This window comes from Rhizobium sp. 9140 (genome assembly GCF_900067135.1).
Classification (GTDB): Bacteria; Pseudomonadota; Alphaproteobacteria; order Rhizobiales; family Rhizobiaceae; genus Ferranicluibacter.
On record NZ_FJUR01000001.1, the window covers coordinates 1,840,407 to 1,858,676 of the forward strand.

General features: G+C 64.0%; 15 protein-coding genes. 10 read left to right on the forward strand and 5 right to left on the reverse strand.

Features of this window, described 5'->3' with window-relative positions:
• Window positions 1–2 precede the first annotated feature (2 nt).
• Together GA0004734_RS08615 and GA0004734_RS08620 are read right to left on the reverse strand one after the other, a co-directional pair.
• The gene (locus tag GA0004734_RS08615; RefSeq protein WP_175386270.1) at window positions 3–1,358 is read right to left on the reverse strand and encodes an O-antigen ligase family protein; all 1,356 of its coding nucleotides are present in this window, start codon (window positions 1,356–1,358) and stop codon (window positions 3–5) included.
• On the reverse strand, window positions 1,345–2,262 hold the full coding sequence (locus GA0004734_RS08620; protein WP_092932945.1) for a glycosyltransferase family 2 protein: 918 nt from the start codon (window positions 2,260–2,262) through the stop codon (window positions 1,345–1,347). The genes GA0004734_RS08615 and GA0004734_RS08620 overlap by 14 nt, the downstream gene beginning before the upstream one ends.
• A 158-nt stretch (window positions 2,263–2,420) precedes the next feature.
• Between GA0004734_RS08620 and GA0004734_RS08625 the strand changes: the two genes are divergently transcribed.
• From GA0004734_RS08625 to GA0004734_RS25915, 5 genes are all read left to right on the forward strand, one after another.
• Window positions 2,421–4,394 carry an acyltransferase family protein gene (locus GA0004734_RS08625; RefSeq protein WP_092932947.1) on the forward strand — a complete coding sequence of 658 codons (1,974 nt, stop codon included), beginning with the start codon at window positions 2,421–2,423 and terminating at the stop codon, window positions 4,392–4,394.
• A gap of 261 nt (window positions 4,395–4,655) precedes the next feature.
• A complete protein-coding gene (locus GA0004734_RS08630) occupies window positions 4,656–7,139 on the forward strand; it encodes an SGNH/GDSL hydrolase family protein (protein ID WP_092932949.1) in 2,484 nt (827 codons plus the stop codon).
• Window positions 7,140–7,234: 95 nt separating this feature from the next.
• Window positions 7,235–7,438: a hypothetical protein gene (locus GA0004734_RS08635; RefSeq protein ID WP_092932951.1), complete on the forward strand. Its 204-nt coding sequence runs from the start codon at window positions 7,235–7,237 to the stop codon at window positions 7,436–7,438.
• Window positions 7,438–8,664 (forward strand): hypothetical protein, encoded by a 1,227-nt coding sequence (locus GA0004734_RS08640; protein ID WP_092932952.1) that lies wholly within the window; start codon window positions 7,438–7,440, stop codon window positions 8,662–8,664. Before GA0004734_RS08635 ends, GA0004734_RS08640 begins: the two co-directional genes overlap by 1 nt.
• Window positions 8,665–8,675: 11 nt before the next feature.
• Complete coding sequence (locus tag GA0004734_RS25915; RefSeq protein WP_175386272.1) at window positions 8,676–8,840, forward strand: hypothetical protein; 165 nt, start codon at window positions 8,676–8,678, stop codon at window positions 8,838–8,840.
• Between the two features lie 81 nt (window positions 8,841–8,921).
• On the opposite strand, the gene GA0004734_RS08645 is transcribed toward GA0004734_RS25915, so the two are convergent.
• Window positions 8,922–10,343 carry a family 16 glycosylhydrolase gene (locus tag GA0004734_RS08645; protein ID WP_092932954.1) on the reverse strand — a complete coding sequence of 474 codons (1,422 nt, stop codon included), beginning with the start codon at window positions 10,341–10,343 and terminating at the stop codon, window positions 8,922–8,924.
• A 54-nt stretch (window positions 10,344–10,397) separates the two neighbouring features.
• Here GA0004734_RS08645 and GA0004734_RS26680 point away from each other — a divergent pair, with 54 nt between their 5' ends.
• Window positions 10,398–10,523, forward strand: coding sequence for a hypothetical protein (locus GA0004734_RS26680; protein ID WP_280949480.1), 126 nt, complete (start codon window positions 10,398–10,400; stop codon window positions 10,521–10,523).
• Between the two features lie 80 nt (window positions 10,524–10,603).
• Here GA0004734_RS26680 and GA0004734_RS08650 read toward each other — a convergent pair whose 3' ends face one another.
• Together GA0004734_RS08650 and GA0004734_RS08655 are read right to left on the reverse strand one after the other, a co-directional pair.
• Entirely contained in the window at window positions 10,604–11,578 is a 975-nt protein-coding gene (locus GA0004734_RS08650) for an acyltransferase family protein (RefSeq protein ID WP_092932956.1), read from the reverse strand.
• 87 nt (window positions 11,579–11,665) lie between these two features.
• Window positions 11,666–12,379, reverse strand: a complete 714-nt coding sequence (locus GA0004734_RS08655) for a class I SAM-dependent methyltransferase (protein ID WP_175386274.1) — start codon at window positions 12,377–12,379, stop codon at window positions 11,666–11,668.
• A 286-nt stretch (window positions 12,380–12,665) separates the two neighbouring features.
• Here GA0004734_RS08655 and recO point away from each other — a divergent pair, with 286 nt between their 5' ends.
• From recO to GA0004734_RS08675, 4 genes are all read left to right on the forward strand, one after another.
• Complete coding sequence (gene recO / locus GA0004734_RS08660) at window positions 12,666–13,454, forward strand: DNA repair protein RecO (protein ID WP_092932960.1); 789 nt, start codon at window positions 12,666–12,668, stop codon at window positions 13,452–13,454.
• A 110-nt stretch (window positions 13,455–13,564) separates the two neighbouring features.
• Window positions 13,565–16,354, forward strand: a complete 2,790-nt coding sequence (locus tag GA0004734_RS08665) for a DUF2339 domain-containing protein (RefSeq protein ID WP_092932962.1) — start codon at window positions 13,565–13,567, stop codon at window positions 16,352–16,354.
• Window positions 16,351–17,013 carry an HD domain-containing protein gene (locus tag GA0004734_RS08670; protein ID WP_092932964.1) on the forward strand — a complete coding sequence of 221 codons (663 nt, stop codon included), beginning with the start codon at window positions 16,351–16,353 and terminating at the stop codon, window positions 17,011–17,013. Before GA0004734_RS08665 ends, GA0004734_RS08670 begins: the two co-directional genes overlap by 4 nt.
• Before the next feature lie 161 nt (window positions 17,014–17,174).
• Window positions 17,175–18,236, forward strand: a complete 1,062-nt coding sequence (locus GA0004734_RS08675) for an acyltransferase family protein (RefSeq protein ID WP_175386277.1) — start codon at window positions 17,175–17,177, stop codon at window positions 18,234–18,236.
• The last annotated feature ends 34 nt before the right edge of the window (window positions 18,237–18,270 follow it).

The window sequence follows — 18,270 nt, forward strand, 5'->3', positions numbered from 1 at the left end:
GCCTAGGTGCCCAGAACGATGCGCGGGCCGGTGCCGGCCTCTCGCTTGCGGTGGAGGAACGCGACCTGGATGGCGATGAGCATGATGACCCATACCTGTCGGTCGCGGTTCATGATGTGCGTTTCCAGGAGGTTGTAGATGACAGCGAAGAGCCAGATGCCGAAGTAGAGCCCATTGATCTTCCGCCAGGCGGAGTCGGCCATGACGAAGGAATAGAACGGTACGATGACGAACATGATGACCGTCAGCACGAGTCCGGGGACACCGGTGGTGACAAGCATTTCGAGGTAGCCGTTATGCGAATGTGCAATGCCGAAGAGCCACGGCATGTCGCCGCCGATACGCAGGATGGGCGAATCCTGCCCGATCAGCCAGAACGAGCCGAAGCCGGCACCGGTTATCGGATACGCCTCGGCATAGCGCAGCACGATGTCCCAGATGGCCACGCGGCCGGTAAACGAGGCCGGATCGTCGAAAATCTGTGCGAGCAGCGGCGTAAAGACCATGGCGAACATGGCAAGTCCCGCAAGCAACAGGAAGGTGGTCGCGAACAATAGAAACCTCTGCCGCTGAGTGCGGAAGGCGTGGTTGTACATGATGCCCGCAATCAGGCAGGGTACGACAATGCCGAGCGAGGTCTTGCCGCGCGTTCCCAGGAGAAAGATGATGGAGAGGACCAGAAGCACGGCCGATTTCCAGCTGCGCGTGAGAAAGGCGTGGTAGCCGAACACGATGGCCGAAAGGGCGGTAACCGCGGATGCGACGTTTTTGTGCGGCATGAGACCGTGCCATGCCCCAATCAGAGCCGTGTCCATTTCATGCTCGGAATGAATGGCGTAGCCCGGCAGGAGAACGACCGAGAGCATGTTGGCGACGACGAAGAAGGCGAGGATCCGGTAGAGCAATTGCGTGACGCGTAACGGCCCGAGCGCCGAGACGATGGTGATGGTTGCGAAGATGATGATGGTCGCGAGAATGGTGCGCCGCAGTGAAATGTCGGGAACGATGGCCCAGGAAACACTGCAGAAGCACCAGAAGACGACGATGAAGACAGAAGTGGGAAAAGGCAAGACGACATTGCGCAGCCCGTGGCGCGCGGCAATCAGGAAGAGCAGGAGGGCGATGCCGATATAGAAGATCTGCCGACTGGAGTCGCCTTCGCCACTTTCGAGCACAAGGCTCGTCATGTCGCTGACGCCGGTATTGACCGCAATCAACGTTCCATCGGTGAAGACGTAGGCGAGAAAGGTGCACAGCATGAATTCAAGGAAGCGGCGAAGCCAGAGAGGCTCCTTGGACCGCACCGCGCCCGCAAATGCCAATGTTGCATTATAGGCCGGGACGTTATTGATACTCATGGACCCTGCCTCCGTAGAAACCATAGAACTTGCCGGCCGCACGTGCGGCCGAGAACAATCCGTCGGCGCGGCGCTTGCCGCTGAGCGCCCGCAACGGCAGCAGCGACAGACTGGCAACGAGACCGAGAACAGCCTTGCCTATCGTGCGCGCACGATGAAGGCGGCCGGTGCCGTGGCGCAACTGGATGCGGGCGTCCGTCGAACCGATGCGCAAGCCCCGCCGCAGAAGCCACCGCGCTTGCATGCGCTCGCAGGGCACGCTCTCGAAGATCAGGGCGCCGGGCGCCCAGGCGAAACGCTTGCCCTGCGCCTTCAGCCGGGTGAAGAACTCGACATCCTCACCACCGGTGAGGTTGAAGGCGAGATCGAACCAGGGCGGTCCGGCGGTCTCGATGCAGTCGCGCGTGAGAAGCACGTTGTTGCTCGCCCAGATGATCGGGCAGGGTCCCTCGGGCCTGGCTTCCGGCTGGAACAGGCGCGCTCGACGCATCCAACTCCCGCCGGTGCCTTCGAAAATGGAGGCGACGGGCGCACCGACGATATCCGCTCCGGTGACCTTCTGGACGCGCAGGAGTTCGCCGAGCCAGGGTGCGTCCGGCCACTCGTCGTCATCGATCATTGCGATATGCGTGAAGGTATGATGGGAAAGTGCATGCGTAAACAGCGTGTTGCGCACTTTCGCCAATCCCTTTGCTGAAACCGTGATCGCTTCCATGGGGAAACGATAGGAGCGGGCTGCAAGCGCCGCAACGACCTCTTCGCCCTGCCGCCCCTCGGGATCGTTGTCGGCCACCAGCACCGTGACGGGCACGGCGATGTCCAGCCGGGCGATCCGCGACAGCAGACGCTCGAGTTCGGCGGGACGCCTGTAGGTCGGTATGGCAACGAGAACCGCGGTCCTCATGCGTCTCTACCAAATGTCACGCAAACGTCTTCCATGTCCGAGCGCAATTCCGTCGACAAACTAAATTTCATCTGTATCTAATTGAGTGACACGATACACTGAGGTAGGCAAGCGACAAACAAACGCTGTCGCGACTTCCTCTGCACTGGAGACGACGTATGCTCTTGGATCAGGACGTTTCGAAGGGAACGTTGCGACGTCCGGAGCAGGGCGCCGTCTGGCATGAACCGGGCGTCTACCGCGCGGATATCGACGGACTGCGCGCCATCGCGGTTCTCATCGTTCTGCTGTTCCACACGGGGATCAGTCCGCTGCGCGGCGGTTTCATCGGGGTCGATGTCTTCTTCGTCATTTCAGGCTACCTGATCACGAAGGCTATCTGGCATGAGCTTCAGCAGGGAACATTCTCGCTCCTGACTTTCTATGAGCGCCGCACGCGCCGGATCTTGCCTGCCTTGGTCTTCGCCGTCGCGGTCACCCTTGTCTGCGCGCCGCTGGTCCTTTTTGCGAGCGAGCGCGCGACGACGGTCTGGACGGGGCTGGCTGCCCTGACCTCCGTATCGAACCTTTATCTCGCCGTGGAGACACTCGGGAAATCCGGCTATTTTGCCGCCGATGTCTACAGCCAGCCACTTGTCCACACGTGGTCGCTCGGTGTCGAGGAGCAGTTTTACCTCGTTTTTCCGTTCATCCTTCTGGCCGTGTCGGGCTGGGGGCGTTGGTGTGCTGGCGCCGCGGTCGCAGCGACGGCCTTCGCGAGTTTTCTTTTTGGTCTCTGGCTGACGGGCGCCAACCGCGATCTTGCCTACTACGTACCCGTGTCGCGCGCCTGGGAGTTGATCGCGGGCGGGCTGCTCGTCTTCTTGCCGCTGCCCCGCCTGCCGGCGCGCATCCGCGATGGCCTGGCACTCCTCGCCCTCGCCTTGATTCTCGGCAGCGCCTATAGGTTCCATGGCGGCATGTTCTTCCCCGGCGTCTTCGCGGTCGCGCCCGTCGCGGGTGCGGTTGTCCTGATCGCGATTGGCAGCACCGGCGGCTCCCATGTCACGCGGTTTCTGGCGCTTCCGCCTTTCGTCGGCATCGGAAAGATTTCGTATTCGCTCTATCTGTGGCACTGGCCGATCTTCGTCGGTGTCGCACTGACGACCGCGCGGGCGCCGACGATACCGGAGGCCATCGGCCTTCTCCTTGCAAGCGTGGCCGCCGCCTATCTCTCCTGGCGCTTCGTGGAACAGCCCTTCCGGCAACGCCGGATCGGACGAACGGCAGGCTCGCTGTGGCGGCTGGCGGGTGCGGCCTGGTGCCTCTGCTGCCTTCTTGGCCTCGGGATCTGGCATTTCGCGGCCGCGTTGCCGCAGACGGAAAGCGATCGCCTCGCCACCTATCTCACCTACGACGATCGGGATGTCTACCGGCGTGGAACCTGCTTCCTCATCGGCTACCAGCAGACCGTGGCGGATTTTGCCGCCGCCGACTGCCTGTCTCCTTCCAGGGTCAAGCCGAATGTCCTGATCATGGGCGACAGTCACGCCGCCCATCTTCGCAGTGGCTTCGAGACGGCCTTGCCGCAGGCGCATGTGATGCTGTCCGCATCCAGCGGATGCAAGCCGCTGATCGGTGTGGGCGGCGACCCGGAATGCGTCGGCCTCATGCGAATGATGTTCCAGCGCTTTCTGCCGGAGAATAGGCCTGACGTGCTGATCCTCTCGGCACGCTGGGCCGACGAGGATCTGCCACTGGTGGCCGAAACGCTCCGGCAGCTAAAGGACAAGGCGGGCACCGTTGTCGTCTCCGGCCCGATCGTGGAGTACCAGCGACCCCTGGCGCGTCTCCTCGCCCAGCTCGCGGGCGGGCGTAGCGATGCGCTTCTGGTTGAGAGCCGAACGACCGAGCAGGTGCAGCGGGACCGTGACCTTCAGGCGGTGGTCGAGACCGCCGGCGCCATCTACGTTTCGCCGTACCGGCTCCTCTGCCCGAACCCGGATACGGCCTGCAGGACGACGGTCGGCGATGTCCCTCTGCAGTGGGACTACGGGCATCTGACGGCGGAAGGCTCGAAGGTCCTCGCCGAAGCCATTATCGGCACCGGCGCCATCCCCGGAGCGCGGACGTGGCAGGTGAAGGCACCGTGACGTGCCGGTCGCGGGGAAAATCCGGGTGGAAAGCTGTCTGTTTTGGAGAAAGAACTCGAAATTTTCAAGCCATATCAAGGGACCCTCGCGCGGGCCACCCTTCGACATCTCCCCGCGATGTGGCTGAGGCCGATAGTGTCGGCTGCTGAGGGCTCCAGTGAGAGTAGAAGCGGGACACAGATGCGAGCGATCGGTTCACCGCAACGGGACTGAGCCGGACGGAACGCAAGGGACTGAATACTGGAAAAGGGAAACGGCGGCATGTGGACCATCGACAGACGACAGTTTCTCGCGGCGGCCGGCATTGCCGCAGCGGCCAGTGCCGTCGGACCCCGTGCGGCGTGGGGTTCGCCAGCCATCCTCCTTTCGAACATCGCAAGCCGGGGGCAGGTTCCCAACGCGACGGGCGCCGCCAATGGCGCCAAGACCCGCATGAAGGTTGCGACCCGGTTCGTCGTCGGGGCCGGCGGCGCCCTGTCGATCGCACCCGTCTTTTCCAATTTCAGCATCGTCAACGCGGCGGAGCGCGAGATCGATGGCCAGGTCGCATATACGCTCGTCAAGGTGTCGGCATCCTCGGTCGGGCGCACGGTGCCGTTCTTCTTCGACGACCAGCGCTCCCGAAGCGTCGAGGCCGGAGCCGTCGAGGTGCTGCCGGAAGCGTTGTCGGCCGAGGCGTTCGGGCTGACGTCGTTCGCGCCGGGAACGGTCGTGTACATTCGCATGCTGGTCGATCTCGAGCCCAGGGGTCTCATCGCGGTGCAGGGAAATGCGACCTATCTTCCCGGCGAAAGCCAGGTTCTGTTCAATCCGCGCCATGGCGGTGACGATATCAACGAAGCTGGCTGGCAGATCCCGCAGGACTCCGATCTCTGGGTGCCCGCGCCGTGCGCCGTCATGCTGGTCGGCACGCCGGCGCAGCCCGTCACCTCCGTCGCCGGCATCGGCGATAGCCTCCTCGATGGGGCGGTAGACATGGCCGGCGATGGCCAGGCGGGCGGCGGCTGGGGGCGGCGGGCCGCTTTCGCTGCCGGGCTGCCTTATCTCTCGGTGACGCGCACCGGCGACAAGGCGCAGTTCGTGAGCGGCAACTCTCGAAAATCGCTGGCCCTCGTCCGGCGGGCGGGCGCCACGGCCGCCATCGTGGCGCTCGGTACCAACGACATTCGCGACGGACGCACGGCCGATCAGGTGTCGAGTGACCTGAAGACGATCTGGAGCGCCCTGCGGGCGGCGGGCGTCCGCCACATCGCACAGGCGACCATCCTCTCCGAAACGATTTCTCCGGACGCCAACACGACCATCGAGGGCCAGCAAAGCCAGCTCGGCTTCGGTGCAGCCAGCGTCGTCTCGGCGGTCAACGATGCCATCGCGGCCTTTGCCGCGGCGCGAGCCCCCGGCGAAGATGCAGGGCACGAAGGCCCGGATGATATTCTCGATATCGTCGGAGCCGTGCAGACGAACCACAAATGGCACGTGCCCCTCTTCGAAACCGTGCTTGCGGCCCCGGTTCCGGCCTGGGGCGGCGCGCTCGTGCTGCGCGATGCGCCTCTGCCGGGCGATCATCTCGTTTTCCTGCCGGTCGCGCCGGACGGAGCAAGCGAGGGCGCGGAGCTCAACTGGCCGCATGTGACCACGGTCTCGGCAACACATCCCGTCACTGCGGTTTTGAATGGCGGCCCAGGCGCTGCCCATGACGCCGGCACGCCGGTTCGCGCAACGCTTTCGGCAGATGGCATCCATCCGCAGGCGGCAGGGCACGTTGCGATGGCCGCGGCCGCATCGTCGGCTTTCCAGCGCATCGCGGCGGATGCGGTGGTATCGTCCGGCCGGCGCGGCATCGAAATCGATTTCGTCAACGATATTGCGCGCATCGACGGCGCGCGTGTGGCGCTCGCGCGCCTTCTTTCCTGCAAACGGAAAACGCCTGGCTTTGCAGAGGGCAGTGCCGGCTGGCGGACCGTTGCCGCCCATCACCCGAGGCGTGTCGACGGCGGCGGACTGCTGGTCGAGCCTGCCGCACGGAACCTGATCCGCAAGAGTGGCATGACCGATATCCCGGCGGCCGGCGGCGGTCTGCCCGGGCATTGGAGTACCCTTGGCGGCGACGGGCTGAGGCTGTCCGTCCTGCGCACCGGCACGGAAGCCGGCATTTCCTTCCTCGATCTTGCATGGGATGGCGTGCCCGTGACGGATGCCGTGACGCTATTTTTCGAGGAGGAAGGCGCGATCGCGGTGACGCGGGATGCCGCGGCGGATGGCTGGACACTCTCCTGTTTCCTTGCGCGAATCGGTGGCGGAGATGCACCGAGGCCTATGCTGGGGCTGACCGAACTGGCTTCGTCCGGCGAACCGCTTGCGCGTCATTCGACCGAAGTTGTGGCTGGACGCAGTCTCTTGCGACAGTCCTGCACGGCCATCGTGTCCGCACCAAGCACGACACATCTGCGCCCATATCTCTTCATTCCCTGCCTGGTCGGCCAAGCGAACCGCTTCGCTTTCCGGATCGGCTTGCCGCAGCTCGAAAAAGCGTTTGCGCCGTCGTCCATCATACCCACGACCGGACAGGCGGCCGTGCGAGAGACGGATGAGGTTGTCATCATGCTTCCCCCAAGTCTCCACAACATGATCCTGACCTACGAGGATGCGAGCATGCAGGAGGTCTTCGGCATTCGCGGACCCTACACGTTGCCGCCCGATGCCGGAAACCGGCGGATCGTCCGCCTCTCGGCGCGACCGGGCTAGACATTGTTCCGGCAGGCGGGTTGCCCCACCGCCGGATGCCTCTCCATACGCCGTCCATTGAGGTCGGCTTGTCCGAACACAGAAGGAGACAGTGCATGCACCAGATTTCTCTTGGCCTATCCCTCGACCGGAGCAGCGCATCTGCCTTCGCCAGCATGACGACGCTGACCGCGTGGGACGGCTCTGTTCTCACGGATCGGGCCGGCTCGGCGCTGACGGGGCGTACCACCCTGACCTCCGCCACGGGCATTGCCCTTACCACAGCCACACAGATCGAACTCACCAGCAAGGACGCCTGATGACCTATTTCGCAACCTACCTCGGCAGCGTGGCATCGACGGAAAAGACGGAGGTGGAGGCGGCGCTTCGTCTCAGCGTCTTCGGCGACGCCCCGTTCACGATCAAGCCGCTCGGCAATGGCCGCGGTGGCGTGATGGACGCCAAGTATGACGACACGACCGGTTATATCTTTCACCTGAGGGCCGGCGCCAATTCCAGTGCGCAGACCGGCGCAATCGGCATCGGCACGGATGAAGGTCTCGGCGGCGGTCTGCTGATCAGCCACAAGAATGCGAACTGGGGCCTGAACATCATCAACAATCCCGGCGCCGGCCTCGGCACCTACCTCATTGGCTATGCCGCCAATCCCACCCTGCAGATGGACGTCTATTCCGGCGCCGGCGGCATCAAGCTGCAGGCCAAGACAGGCGCAGGCTTCAAGGACGGGGTGTCGAACGCCGGCTCCACCACCTTTACCTCCGCCACGGCCGCGTTCACGGCGGCCGATGTCGGTCAAACGATCGTGCAGCTGACCTCTGTCGGGGCATCGAGCCCATTCGGCGGCATTCCGGCGGGCACGACGATCAGCGCCGTCGTGGACAGCGAGACGGTAACGCTCTCGCAAGCCGCGACCGCCTCGGGCACCGGCATCCGCTTCCGGGTCGGCGGGCGCGCCGTGCCGGCCAGCCAGCCGATACTGAGCCTGTTCGACGCCGACGGCACGACGCTGCGCGGCGCGATCCAGTATGGCCTCTTCGACTGGCGCACGCCCGTTAAGGTCACGAGCAACGCGGCGAGCACGGTGGCGTTGACGGCAAAGGCTGCCTCCGGCCAGACGGCCGATATACTCAATATTCTCAACAGTGCGGACGCGCAGCTCTTCCGCGTGCAGGCGAGCGGGCGGATCACGGCCGCCTATTCCAGCTTCCTGTCTAACGCCGGCAAGACCGACCAGCCGGCCATGCAGGTGTCCGGCTATGCCGCGACCCTGCCGGTGGCACAACTCAGCCAGGAGACCGCGTCGGGCACCGGCGATTTCCTTCAGCTGCTGAATTTCTCCGATCAGGTCGTCAGCCGTGTGAACTACGGCGGTTACATGATGACCCGGAAGACATCGGCACCCACCACGGCCGACTTCCTCAATACGGAGCTGACCTTCTGGTACGACGAGGCCAACGCGAAGTTCAAGATTACCGCCAAAAACGCAGCCGGGGCTCTGGTGTCCGGCGAAGTGGCACTGGCGTAAGGGAGATGACGATGATGCAGGGACAGGGCTTGATGATCGTGATCGATGCGCTGGGCGTCGAACTGGAAGCGTTGAAGCGCGAGGTTCTCCGGCTGCGTGCCGAAGTCGAGCGGCTGAGGGGCGATCAAGGGGTCGCTCGCGAAGGGGATGATGACACGGCCATAACCGGTCGCTGACGGCAGGACGTCAGGAAACAAGACGACAAAGGCCGCGCATATCGCATGCGCGGCCTTTGTATGTCGTCACGACACTCGGTGTTACATGATCGAGCCATCGGCTGGCAGCGCGTACACCTTGATGTAATCGATATTGAACTGCGATCCGTCCGCGAAATCCTTGTCCGATGGCGTGCCGGCCCAGCCACCGACGGACTGGTTGACGAGAAGATACATATCGGAATGCATGTCGTCCGGGGTCTTCGTCGAGGCAACCTTGGTGCCGTCGAAGGTCCAGGTCAGCGTGTCCTTCGTCCAAAGGAGGCCATAGGTGTGGAAGCCTTCGGTGCTCTGAGTATGAACCTGGGTGGAGACCTGCGTGTGGCTGCCCGTTTCCTGGGTATGCGCGGTGGCAAAATAGCTTTTGGTACCGCCGATCGCCTCGAAGACGTCGAGTTCAGGCGGCCATGTGCCATCCTTCGGCAGCAGCCAGAAGGCAGGCCATGCGCCCACGTCGTCCGGCAGATCGGCGCGGATCTCGAAGTAGCCGTAGGTCTGGGCGAAGCTCGAATGCGTGGTCAGTACGCCGGAGGTATAGTCGTAGCCGATGGTCTTGAGCAGATCCGGCGGTGTTTCCGCAGCCGTGATCGTCAGCACGCCGTCCTTGATCGAGAACGGGTTGACGCTCGAGGTTGGGGCGTAGGAGGGGTTGATATACCACTGCTGCTCGCCGGCACCGAGAGATGAGCCCTTTTCGCTGGCATACCAGAACTTCGTGTCCCAGGTGCCGCCGTTCTTGCCGGTGTTCAGGCTGAGCGTGTTGAAGTTATCGCTGAAGGTCAGCTTCATGCCAGCCTTGGAGATGTTCAGGTCGAACTGGTCGGCCTTCAGGCTGCCGACCTTGGTATTGGAGAGCGTCACCGACGCGCTGTCGGTGATCTTGATGACGGTGTCGCTGCCGACTTGCTTGGCGTTCTTCAGGACGTCTGCGAAGGAGGTAAAGGTGTAGTAGGCGATGCGGACGGTATCGGTGGCGCCCAGGTCCGTGATCGTGTCGTAACCGCCGCCGCCGGTGATGATGAACGTGTCGTCGCCCGCGCCGCCCGTCAGCACGTCGTTGCCAAGGGCGCCCCAGAGCGTCTGGCTGCCGCTGCCTCCGGTGATGATGTTGTCGAGGCTGTTGCCGAACGCGAAGGTGTCGTTGCCGTTGACGATCAGGTTTTCGAGGTTCGGGTTGGTCAGCTGGTAGCTGAAGTATGTGCTGACTGTGTCCGTTCCCTGTCCGGCGGCCTCGTAGATCAGATTGTCAGCGGATGCGAGATAGTAGATGTCATCGCCGGCGCCGCCCATCAGCGTCGCCTTGAGCCCGGCCTTCCCCCAAATCGAGTCGTCTTTCGCCGTACCCGAGAACCATCCCCCGCTCTTGTTGAAGAACGTATTGGCCTCCGTCGCGGCAGCCCAGGCATTGGAGTCGTTGCTGTAATACAGAGTCTTGCCAGCAGCATTCTTGATCGATTTTGCCATTGTCATCTCCAAAATCCGAGGAGCAAGGCCTGCGCGGCAGTCGATTGCCAGCAGGTGATGCAGCAAAACCTAATTGTGCCAAATGAAGATAAGCCGTTTACGATCATTCAAGTTTTACGCATCCGCGGATTTGGCGGCGCGGGTGTGACGGCGCTGGCGATCTTGGTTATGGAAAGCTGAACCCCTCGGTCGGACGCGGGCGTGCCGTATCGCGCGATCAGGTCGCGTCATCGATCATGAGAGAACCCGGATGGACGGCGTTAGCCGCGGCCGCGGGACAGCGCGCTGCGGACGAGGCGAGCAGCGGGACGCTCGAAGAGATGCAGCGACAGGAAAGAGGCGACCGTCGAGACGGTGAGGACGACGATGCCGGCTGCAAGTCCGTGGCCGAGCAGCTTGGCCACAAGCGCGATGACCAGCCCGTGCAGCAGGTAGAACGAGTAGGATGCATCGCCGAGGCGGGCGAGCGGAGCGGTTGCCCGGGGCCAGGCGCCGGCTTCCTCCATGCCGAGGCAGCCGAGGACGAGAAGGGCCGCGCCCCCGCCCCAGATGACGAACCGCCAGCCCTCGTTATCCGGCGTCACCTGCGATGCGGCGGCAATGGCGAACCAGAGGATGCCTCCAGCGATGATGGCAGGCGCTAGAGCCAGGTTCCGTGGTCGCGGCAGAACGGCGATCAGCATGCCGAAGAGAAACTCTGCCAGCAGAGGGGAGGTCCAGATGATCGGTGCGGCCTGCTGCGGGTCGAGCAGCAGGCCGCCGGCGATCAGGAGGAGAATGGCGCCGATGGCGGCCGGCACCGGGCGTGCCGTCAGCAGGCAGAGCATGAATACCGCATAGAAGAAGATTTCGAGGTTGAGCGTCCATCCGACCTGCACCAGCGGCCAGATGATGCCGTCGACATCGCGGTAGGGAATGAAGAACAGCGACATGACGAGGCGCGGGATGTCGAAGGTGAAGTTGAAGAAGAAGCCGGGCTTGAGCGCCAACGCGCACATGAAGAGCGTCACCGCCCAATAGAGCGGTACGATCCGCGCCACGCGGCGCTTGGCGAAGGTCGAGGGCGTTTCCCGCGCGCCGATGGTCGCCATGATGAAACCGGAGATGACGAAGAAGATGTCGACCCCCGCAGCCCCGATCGCGACCTGCTGCGGATAGAGGTGGACGAGCGCCACCATCAGCACCGCGACGGCACGCAGCCACTGGATGGACTGGTAGGAACCGATCTTGGACATGGCAGTATCTCACACTGGCGAGGTCTTCGGGATGCGCAGGCCGGGCGATGGAACGGCAGCCAGGCCCGGCCCGATCCCCAAAGTCGATCAGACGCCCTTGATCACCCGGGCGGCGATCAGGCCCTCCTTGCCGTCCGGCATCTGCTTGATCGGCGATCCCTCGCGCAGGCTGCGATAGATGTCGTGGTCGTAGCGGATGGGGAAGGCGCGCCAGGAGGCGATCGTACCGTGCCGCGCCAGCGTCTGGAGCAGAGCGTCTTCCCAGATCTCGATCGGCTCCGTCGGCCGCGCCTTGTGGTTCACCTCGACGATGATGAGGAACGAACCGCCGACCGTGAGCACGCGGAAGATCTCGGTGATCGCGGTGTCGAGGTGATCGACATGGTCGAGCGAATTGAAGGAGCAGACCACATCCCGCGATCCGCTGGCGAACGGGATTTTTTCGACCGGTGCGCAGACATAGTCCATCTTATGCTTGTCGATACCGAGCGTGCGGTACTGATCGACAAGTGGATCGAGACCCGTGCGCGTGCCCGCCATGTCGGCCCATTCCAGGCTGCCCGCAGGGCCGCAGCCGACATCCAGCAGCGTCTTGCCCTTATACCAGTCCTTATCGAGCGAGAAGAACTCGGTATAGAAATATTCGTAGTGATCGTTGTCGAGCTTGCGCTCTTCACCGTAGAGTTTCTTCCAGAAACGCATTTCCGAATATCCCTTGAACCAGAGAAGGAGAGGCGCGGGGATGATCGGCCGGACGGCACGAAAGATCGGTTTGGCGACGCGTTTGATAGTCGGATGCATGGAAACTCCGGGACAACAGGATCGAATTTCCATCAGGCTATCCTTATTTCGAAGAGTTTACATTAGATCCTTCGGTCGCATCTTCAGACATCGTTAACCTCTCCTGCCGGACCGCGCCCGAAGAAGCGGTCACTCTCCGAATCCCCCTCGGTTGACTCGATATGGCGGACCTCTTCCCAAAGCGGCGCTCACGTCTTACATCACTCTTCGTGCCAACGACGTGCAGCCCTGCGTCCGCCGCGTCCGCTCACACGAGCCACCCCTCCTGCTTTCTGGACCGTTTTTCATGCAATGGACCGATGAGGCGATCATTCTCGGTATTCGGCGACATGGGGAAACCTCTGTCGTTGCCGAAGTGATGACACGCGCCCGCGGGCGCCATCTCGGCCTCGTGCGCGGTGGCCGGTCACGGGCGCTCCAGCCCGTGCTGCAGCCGGGCAATGCGGTCGAGGTCACATGGCGGGCGCGGCTGGACGAGCATCTCGGCGAATTTCGCATGGAGCCGGTGGAACTGCGCGCCGCGCGCCTGATGGAGACGGCGACGGCAGTCTATGGCGTCCAGGCCATGGCGGCGCTTCTGCGGCTGCTGCCCGAGCGCGATCCGCATCCGCATCTCTATACGTCGCTGTCCGTGATCCTCGACCATCTCCACGACCCGAAAGACGCCGGTGAACTCTTCGTGCGGTTCGAGATCGCGGTGCTCGAGGATCTCGGCTTCGGCCTCGATCTCGCCCGCTGCGCCGCCACCGGCGCGCGGGAGGATCTGGCTTTCATTTCCCCGAAGTCCGGCCGCGCCGTAAGCCGGACGGCAGGTCTGCCCTATGCCGATCGCATGTTCGCGCTGCCGCCTTTCCTCGCGCTCGAGGGCAGGGCGGCCGACAGGCAAAGCTTGGAAGACGCGCTGCTTATGACGGGCTATTTCCTGCATCGCCATGTCTATGAGCCACGCGGCATCGAGATCTCGGCTGCGAGAAACGGCTTCGTTCAGGCGGCGATGAAGGCGCTCGGCGCCGCCCGGACCGTGGCCGATGCGTCCTCGACCGGGGAAAAGCCGCTCGACATCCTCCTCCCTTGAGGAGAATCACGTGGTTGCTGTCTTGGTTTCCGCTGCAATGACGATAAGTTGCCGTCTTTCCTTATTGCCCCTGTCGGCCGCAGCCACCGGGGTCTGCATGACGGGTGCCCATGACCGACCTTCTTGTCCTCGCTGCCTTCATCCTCTCGTTCCTGGCTTTTGCCCGCACCCGGCAGGCAAACGAGCGGTTCACGCGCGACATCGCCTTCCTCCAGTCGGAGATCGCCCGCCTTTCCGCGGCCCAACTTCCCGGGATGCTTGTGGCGGGTCCGGCGACGGATGTCGCGGTGGTGGAAGCGTATGCTCCCGAGGTGGAGGAGGGTGATCGATCAGCGGCGGCCATCGACCCGGAGACGATCGCGGCTGAGCCCGCCTCCTTACCATCGGAGGAAATAGAGCCGCAAAAGCCGCGCGAGTCCCTCGAAAGCTGGCTCGGTGCCCGTTGGGCTGTCTGGGTCGGCGGCATCGCACTGGCGCTGGGCGGTATCTTTCTGGTCAAGGTGTCGATCGACGCAGGGCTGCTCAGCCCCGCCGTACGGCTGGTGCTGGCGGCACTGTTCGGCGCGGCACTCATGGTCGGCGGCGAGATGATCCGCCGGCGCGGTCCCACAGAGGGCGGACAGCGCTTCGCCAATGCAATGATTCCCGGCATCCTCACCGCGGCGGGTGCGGTGACGCTGCTCGGCGCGATCTTTGCGGCACACGCCGTCTACGATTTCATCGACCCGACCTCGGCCTTTACCCTCATGGGGCTGGTGTCGTTCCTCGTCCTCGGCCTGTCTCTGCGTCATGGACAGGCGCTGGCCGGCCTCGGCCTTGCCGCGTCACTGGTCACGCCGCTTCTGATCGATGCCGAAAATCCTTCGCCATGGAGCCTGTTTGCCTTTCTGTCGCTCGTCTGGCTTGCCGCGATGGCGACGGCGAGGATCGGCCGCTGGCGGATCGTCCCGGCCTTCGCCAATATTGGCCTTGCCCTCTGGGGCACCGTCTATCTCATAGCGGAAGACCCGGCCGTCACCCTGCCGGTCTCGCTGTCGCTGCTCGTCCTGATCGCTGGCCACGCCTATGTCTGGCCGGCTGGTGCTGACGACGCGGAACCGGAGGCAATCGAGGACGCAGCGGAGACGCTTCCGGCTGCCGACGACACGACGACGGGGGCAGGGGTCGCCTCGGCAACACCGGTGCCGGCACCGCCTCGCACCCCGTACTGGCGCCGCCTGCTGCTGCCGCGTCATGCGCCCATCATCCTCACCGGCGCCTTCTCGGTGCTGATGACCGGGCTTTCGCTCATCGGCCCGCTGACGGAGACCGATGGCAATCCGACCTTCGAATTCCTGGCGGTCACCGCCGCTCTCGGCCTTCTCGGCGCACTGCGCGCCCGGGCTGTCGCCGCTTCGCTGACGGCCGGTCTCATGGCGATCCTCGGTGTCTCGACGCTGGCGTCGCTTCCGCTGCTGCTGGAGCTTTCCAGCATCGGCGTCGTGGCCGAAAGGTCGTTCGCGACATCGCCGGTCGCGGCCCTCAGCCTTGCGGCGATCTTCATCGGCCTCTGCGCCTTTGCCCTGCATCGTCACGGCGACAGGCACCGGGTCGCCATCCTCTGGTCCGGCCTTGCCGCCGTCACCTCGGTCGCCTGCATCGGGCTCTCCTTCCTCATCCTCGGCACCTATTCGTTCGATCCTCTGCACGGCCTCGCCGCGACGGCTGCCGCCATGGCCTTCCTCGCGCTTGCGGACATCGTCGCCCGCCGCGATGCGTCCTTCCCGGGTGTCGCTCAGGGCCTGTTGCTCGCCGGCGCGCTCGGCCAGCTGGTCGTTGCCGCACATGCGCTGTCGGATGGCCTGTGGACGGTGCTCGCCATGGCCGTTTTCGCCGTCGCCTTCATTGCGGCCACGCGGGTGCGCACCTGGGCGGCGCTGCCCTGGGTCGGGGCGCTCGGCTTCGTGTTCGTCCTTGCCCGCATCGGCTGGGAGCCGACCATCGTCGGGCCGCTCGCGCTCGGCCGGACACCGGTGCTGAACGCGCTGCTGCCGGGCTATGGCATCCCCGCGCTCTTCGCGCTCTGGTCGGCCTATACGCTGCGCGACTGGCCGTCCGACCGCCTGCGGAACACGCTGCAGGCCATCGCCAGCCTGTTCGGCTTGCTGACGCTTGCCATTCTGGTCCGCCACGCGATGAATGGCGGCCAGTTGCAGGGCGGCGCGCCGTCCCTGTCGGAACAGTCGATCTATACGCTGCTGGTCATCGGCGCCTCTGCCATCCTCATGCGGCTCGATCTCAGCCGTCCCGGCTCGTTCTTCCGCTATGGCAGCATCGGTCTCGGCGCCGTCTCGCTGCTGATGACGCTCTCCGCTCATCTCGTCGGCCTCAATCCCTACCTCACCGGCGAGTTGCTCGGACCCTATCCCTTGTTCGACCTGCTGTTGATCGGCTATCTGCTGCCGGGCATCGCCTATGCCGCGCTGGCCCGCATGGCCGTCGGCCGGCGTCCGCCTGCTTTCGTTGCGGCGCTTGCAACGGCCGCGGCCGTGCTGGTCTTCGCCTGGGCCACCTTGTCGGTGCGCCGCGCCTGGCAAGGTGCGAGCATTGCCGACTGGAAGGGTTTTCTCGCCGGCGAGACCTATACTTATTCGGTCGTCTGGCTCGCTCTCGGCGTGCTGCTGCTCGTCGCCAGCCTCCGCTTCCATAGCCGCAGCATGCGCATCGTCTCCGGTGTGCTCGTCTTCGTAACGGTGCTCAAGGTCTTCCTGTTCGACATGGCCAATCTGGAAGGCCTGCTGCGCGCCCTGTCCTTCATGGGCCTCGGCATCGTGCTGATCGGCATCGGCTTGTTCTACCAGAAGGTGCTGACCTCGCGGCCGAAACCCGCAGCCGACGTCCTGCCCGGAACGGTCGAATGAAGCAGGCCTCATCGACTATCGCGGGCGCCTTCGCGCCGTTTGCGGATCTTGCGGAACATCTCCTTGCCGAAGGCGCCACAGGGGACGACGGGTCGCACGATGCCGCACACCTGATCCGTGTCTGGCGCAATGTCTGCCGTCTTCAGGTGGAGGAGGGCGGTGACCTGCGGCTCCTTTGCGCCGCCGCGCTGCTGCATGACGGGGTGGCGGTCGAGAAGAACGCTCCAAACCGGGCAAGCGCCTCGCGGCTCGCAGCGGAGAAGGCCCGTGGGCTCCTCGCGCGCCTTGGCTGGAACGGGCGGGATATCGACGCCGTTGCCCACGCCATCCTCACCCACAGCTTCTCGGCCGGCATTCCGCCGGAGACGATCGAGGCGAAAATCCTTCAGGATGCCGACAGGCTCGACGCGATTGGCATGATCGGCGCGGCCCGCTGCTTCTACATCGCTGGTCGCCTCGGCAGCGGCCTCTACGATCCGCTCGACCCGCTGGCGCAGCGCCGTCCGCTGGATGACAAGGCCTTCGCGCTCGACCATTTCGAGGTGAAGCTCTTCAAACTCGCTGCGAACTTCCAGACGGCGAGCGGACGCCGCATGGCCGGGGAACGGCAGGATCGGTTGCGCACCGTCGTGGACATGCTGATGCAGGAAATCGGCTGATCCGCCTGGCCGGAGCGCCGGCGGCAATCTCCTGTTCAAGCATTAACCGCGTCATCTGAAAGAAGAGGCGAATATTTGACTTGATCGCGTTCCGGTGGTGTTCTGCCAGAATCTTTCACCCTTCCGGAACGTGACCGGAAACGGCTGCCTGCGGGATGTTCATGAGCGCCAACAGACATATCGCCAGCCTTGATGGCCTGAGAGGGGTCGCCGCCTTCCTCGTTGTGATGTCGCATGTCGCCCTTCTTTATCCGCATCTGCCGGGCTGGTTCTCGCTGAACATCGGTGCGGAGGCGGTCGAAATCTTTTTCGCCCTCAGCGGTTTCCTTATGGCGAGCCTCTATGCGGCGCGGCCGCTCGACCGGGCGGCGGCAACCGATTATCTGGTGCACCGCTTCGCCCGCATCTATCCGGTCTATCTCGTGGCCGTGCTGTTCGTCGTGCTCCTGTCGCTGGTGCCGGGCCTCGATTACATCCATCCGATCCACAGTCCGGTCGAGATCCTCAGGCATGTCGTTCTCTTGGGCTCGTCGGGCGTCTTCTGGTCGGTCCCGCCGGAAATCCAGTTCTATTTCTTCTTCCTGCTGGTCTGGCTGTGCCTGTCCAATCCCCGGAAGTACCGTTTTCTCGCGCTGTTCCTGGCGGCCTGCGTGGCTGTCGATGCCGTTTTCGACTTCCCCGGCCCGGGCATTCTGCTGCCGTCGAAGATCCATTTCTTCATGGCAGGCGTCGCCGCCGGTCTTCTCTATGCCTCCGGACGTCTACGCCCCAAAGGCCCGCTCGTTGGCGTCGCGACGCTGGGGCTTCTGGGTTTCGTCTTCCTGTCGAAGATCCTGTTATGGCGCGACCAGCAGGATGGCTGGGGGCTTGTCATGGCGGTGACGGCGGGGGTGATCGTCTTCCTGACGGCGCAGGAACAGTTCCTGTCGCGGGCGCTTCTCGCCAGTCCGCCCTTGCGGTTCCTCGGCAAGATCAGCTTTTCGCTGTACCTGTTTCATGTGCCGGTCATGTTCCTGTCGATGAAGACGCTCGGCCCTTTTGTCCCCGGTCCCGTCGCGGTCGTCCTGTCGGTCTGTCTTGCCGTCGTCTTCGCGACCTACTCGTACCACCTCATCGAGGATCCGGTACGCCGCAGGCTGGTGGAGCGTTGGAAGCGGCATCGGGCGCTGAGTGCCGCCGCCACGCAGAGCGAACCGCGCAGAAGAATCGCATCGACGGCGTGACCCGATGACGGCTACAACGGAGCTTTCCCGTTGC

What these genes read in the sequence shown, in the direction of transcription:
- GA0004734_RS08650 (WP_092932956.1), bottom strand. Translation starts at nt 11,578, where the DNA reads ATGTCCAAGATCGGTTCCTACCAGTCCATCCAGTGGCTGCGTGCCGTC.
- GA0004734_RS08645 (WP_092932954.1), bottom strand. Translation starts at nt 10,343, where the DNA reads ATGGCAAAATCGATCAAGAATGCTGCTGGCAAGACTCTGTATTACAGC.
- GA0004734_RS08675 (WP_175386277.1), top strand. Translation starts at nt 17,175, where the DNA reads ATGAGCGCCAACAGACATATCGCCAGCCTTGATGGCCTGAGAGGGGTC.
- GA0004734_RS08625 (WP_092932947.1), top strand. Translation starts at nt 2,421, where the DNA reads ATGCTCTTGGATCAGGACGTTTCGAAGGGAACGTTGCGACGTCCGGAG.
- GA0004734_RS08635 (WP_092932951.1), top strand. Translation starts at nt 7,235, where the DNA reads ATGCACCAGATTTCTCTTGGCCTATCCCTCGACCGGAGCAGCGCATCT.
- GA0004734_RS08615 (WP_175386270.1), bottom strand. Translation starts at nt 1,358, where the DNA reads ATGAGTATCAATAACGTCCCGGCCTATAATGCAACATTGGCATTTGCG.
- GA0004734_RS08630 (WP_092932949.1), top strand. Translation starts at nt 4,656, where the DNA reads ATGTGGACCATCGACAGACGACAGTTTCTCGCGGCGGCCGGCATTGCC.
- GA0004734_RS08665 (WP_092932962.1), top strand. Translation starts at nt 13,565, where the DNA reads ATGACCGACCTTCTTGTCCTCGCTGCCTTCATCCTCTCGTTCCTGGCT.
- GA0004734_RS08655 (WP_175386274.1), bottom strand. Translation starts at nt 12,379, where the DNA reads ATGCATCCGACTATCAAACGCGTCGCCAAACCGATCTTTCGTGCCGTC.
- GA0004734_RS08620 (WP_092932945.1), bottom strand. Translation starts at nt 2,262, where the DNA reads ATGAGGACCGCGGTTCTCGTTGCCATACCGACCTACAGGCGTCCCGCC.
- GA0004734_RS25915 (WP_175386272.1), top strand. Translation starts at nt 8,676, where the DNA reads ATGATGCAGGGACAGGGCTTGATGATCGTGATCGATGCGCTGGGCGTC.
- GA0004734_RS08670 (WP_092932964.1), top strand. Translation starts at nt 16,351, where the DNA reads ATGAAGCAGGCCTCATCGACTATCGCGGGCGCCTTCGCGCCGTTTGCG.
- GA0004734_RS08640 (WP_092932952.1), top strand. Translation starts at nt 7,438, where the DNA reads ATGACCTATTTCGCAACCTACCTCGGCAGCGTGGCATCGACGGAAAAG.
- recO (WP_092932960.1), top strand. Translation starts at nt 12,666, where the DNA reads ATGCAATGGACCGATGAGGCGATCATTCTCGGTATTCGGCGACATGGG.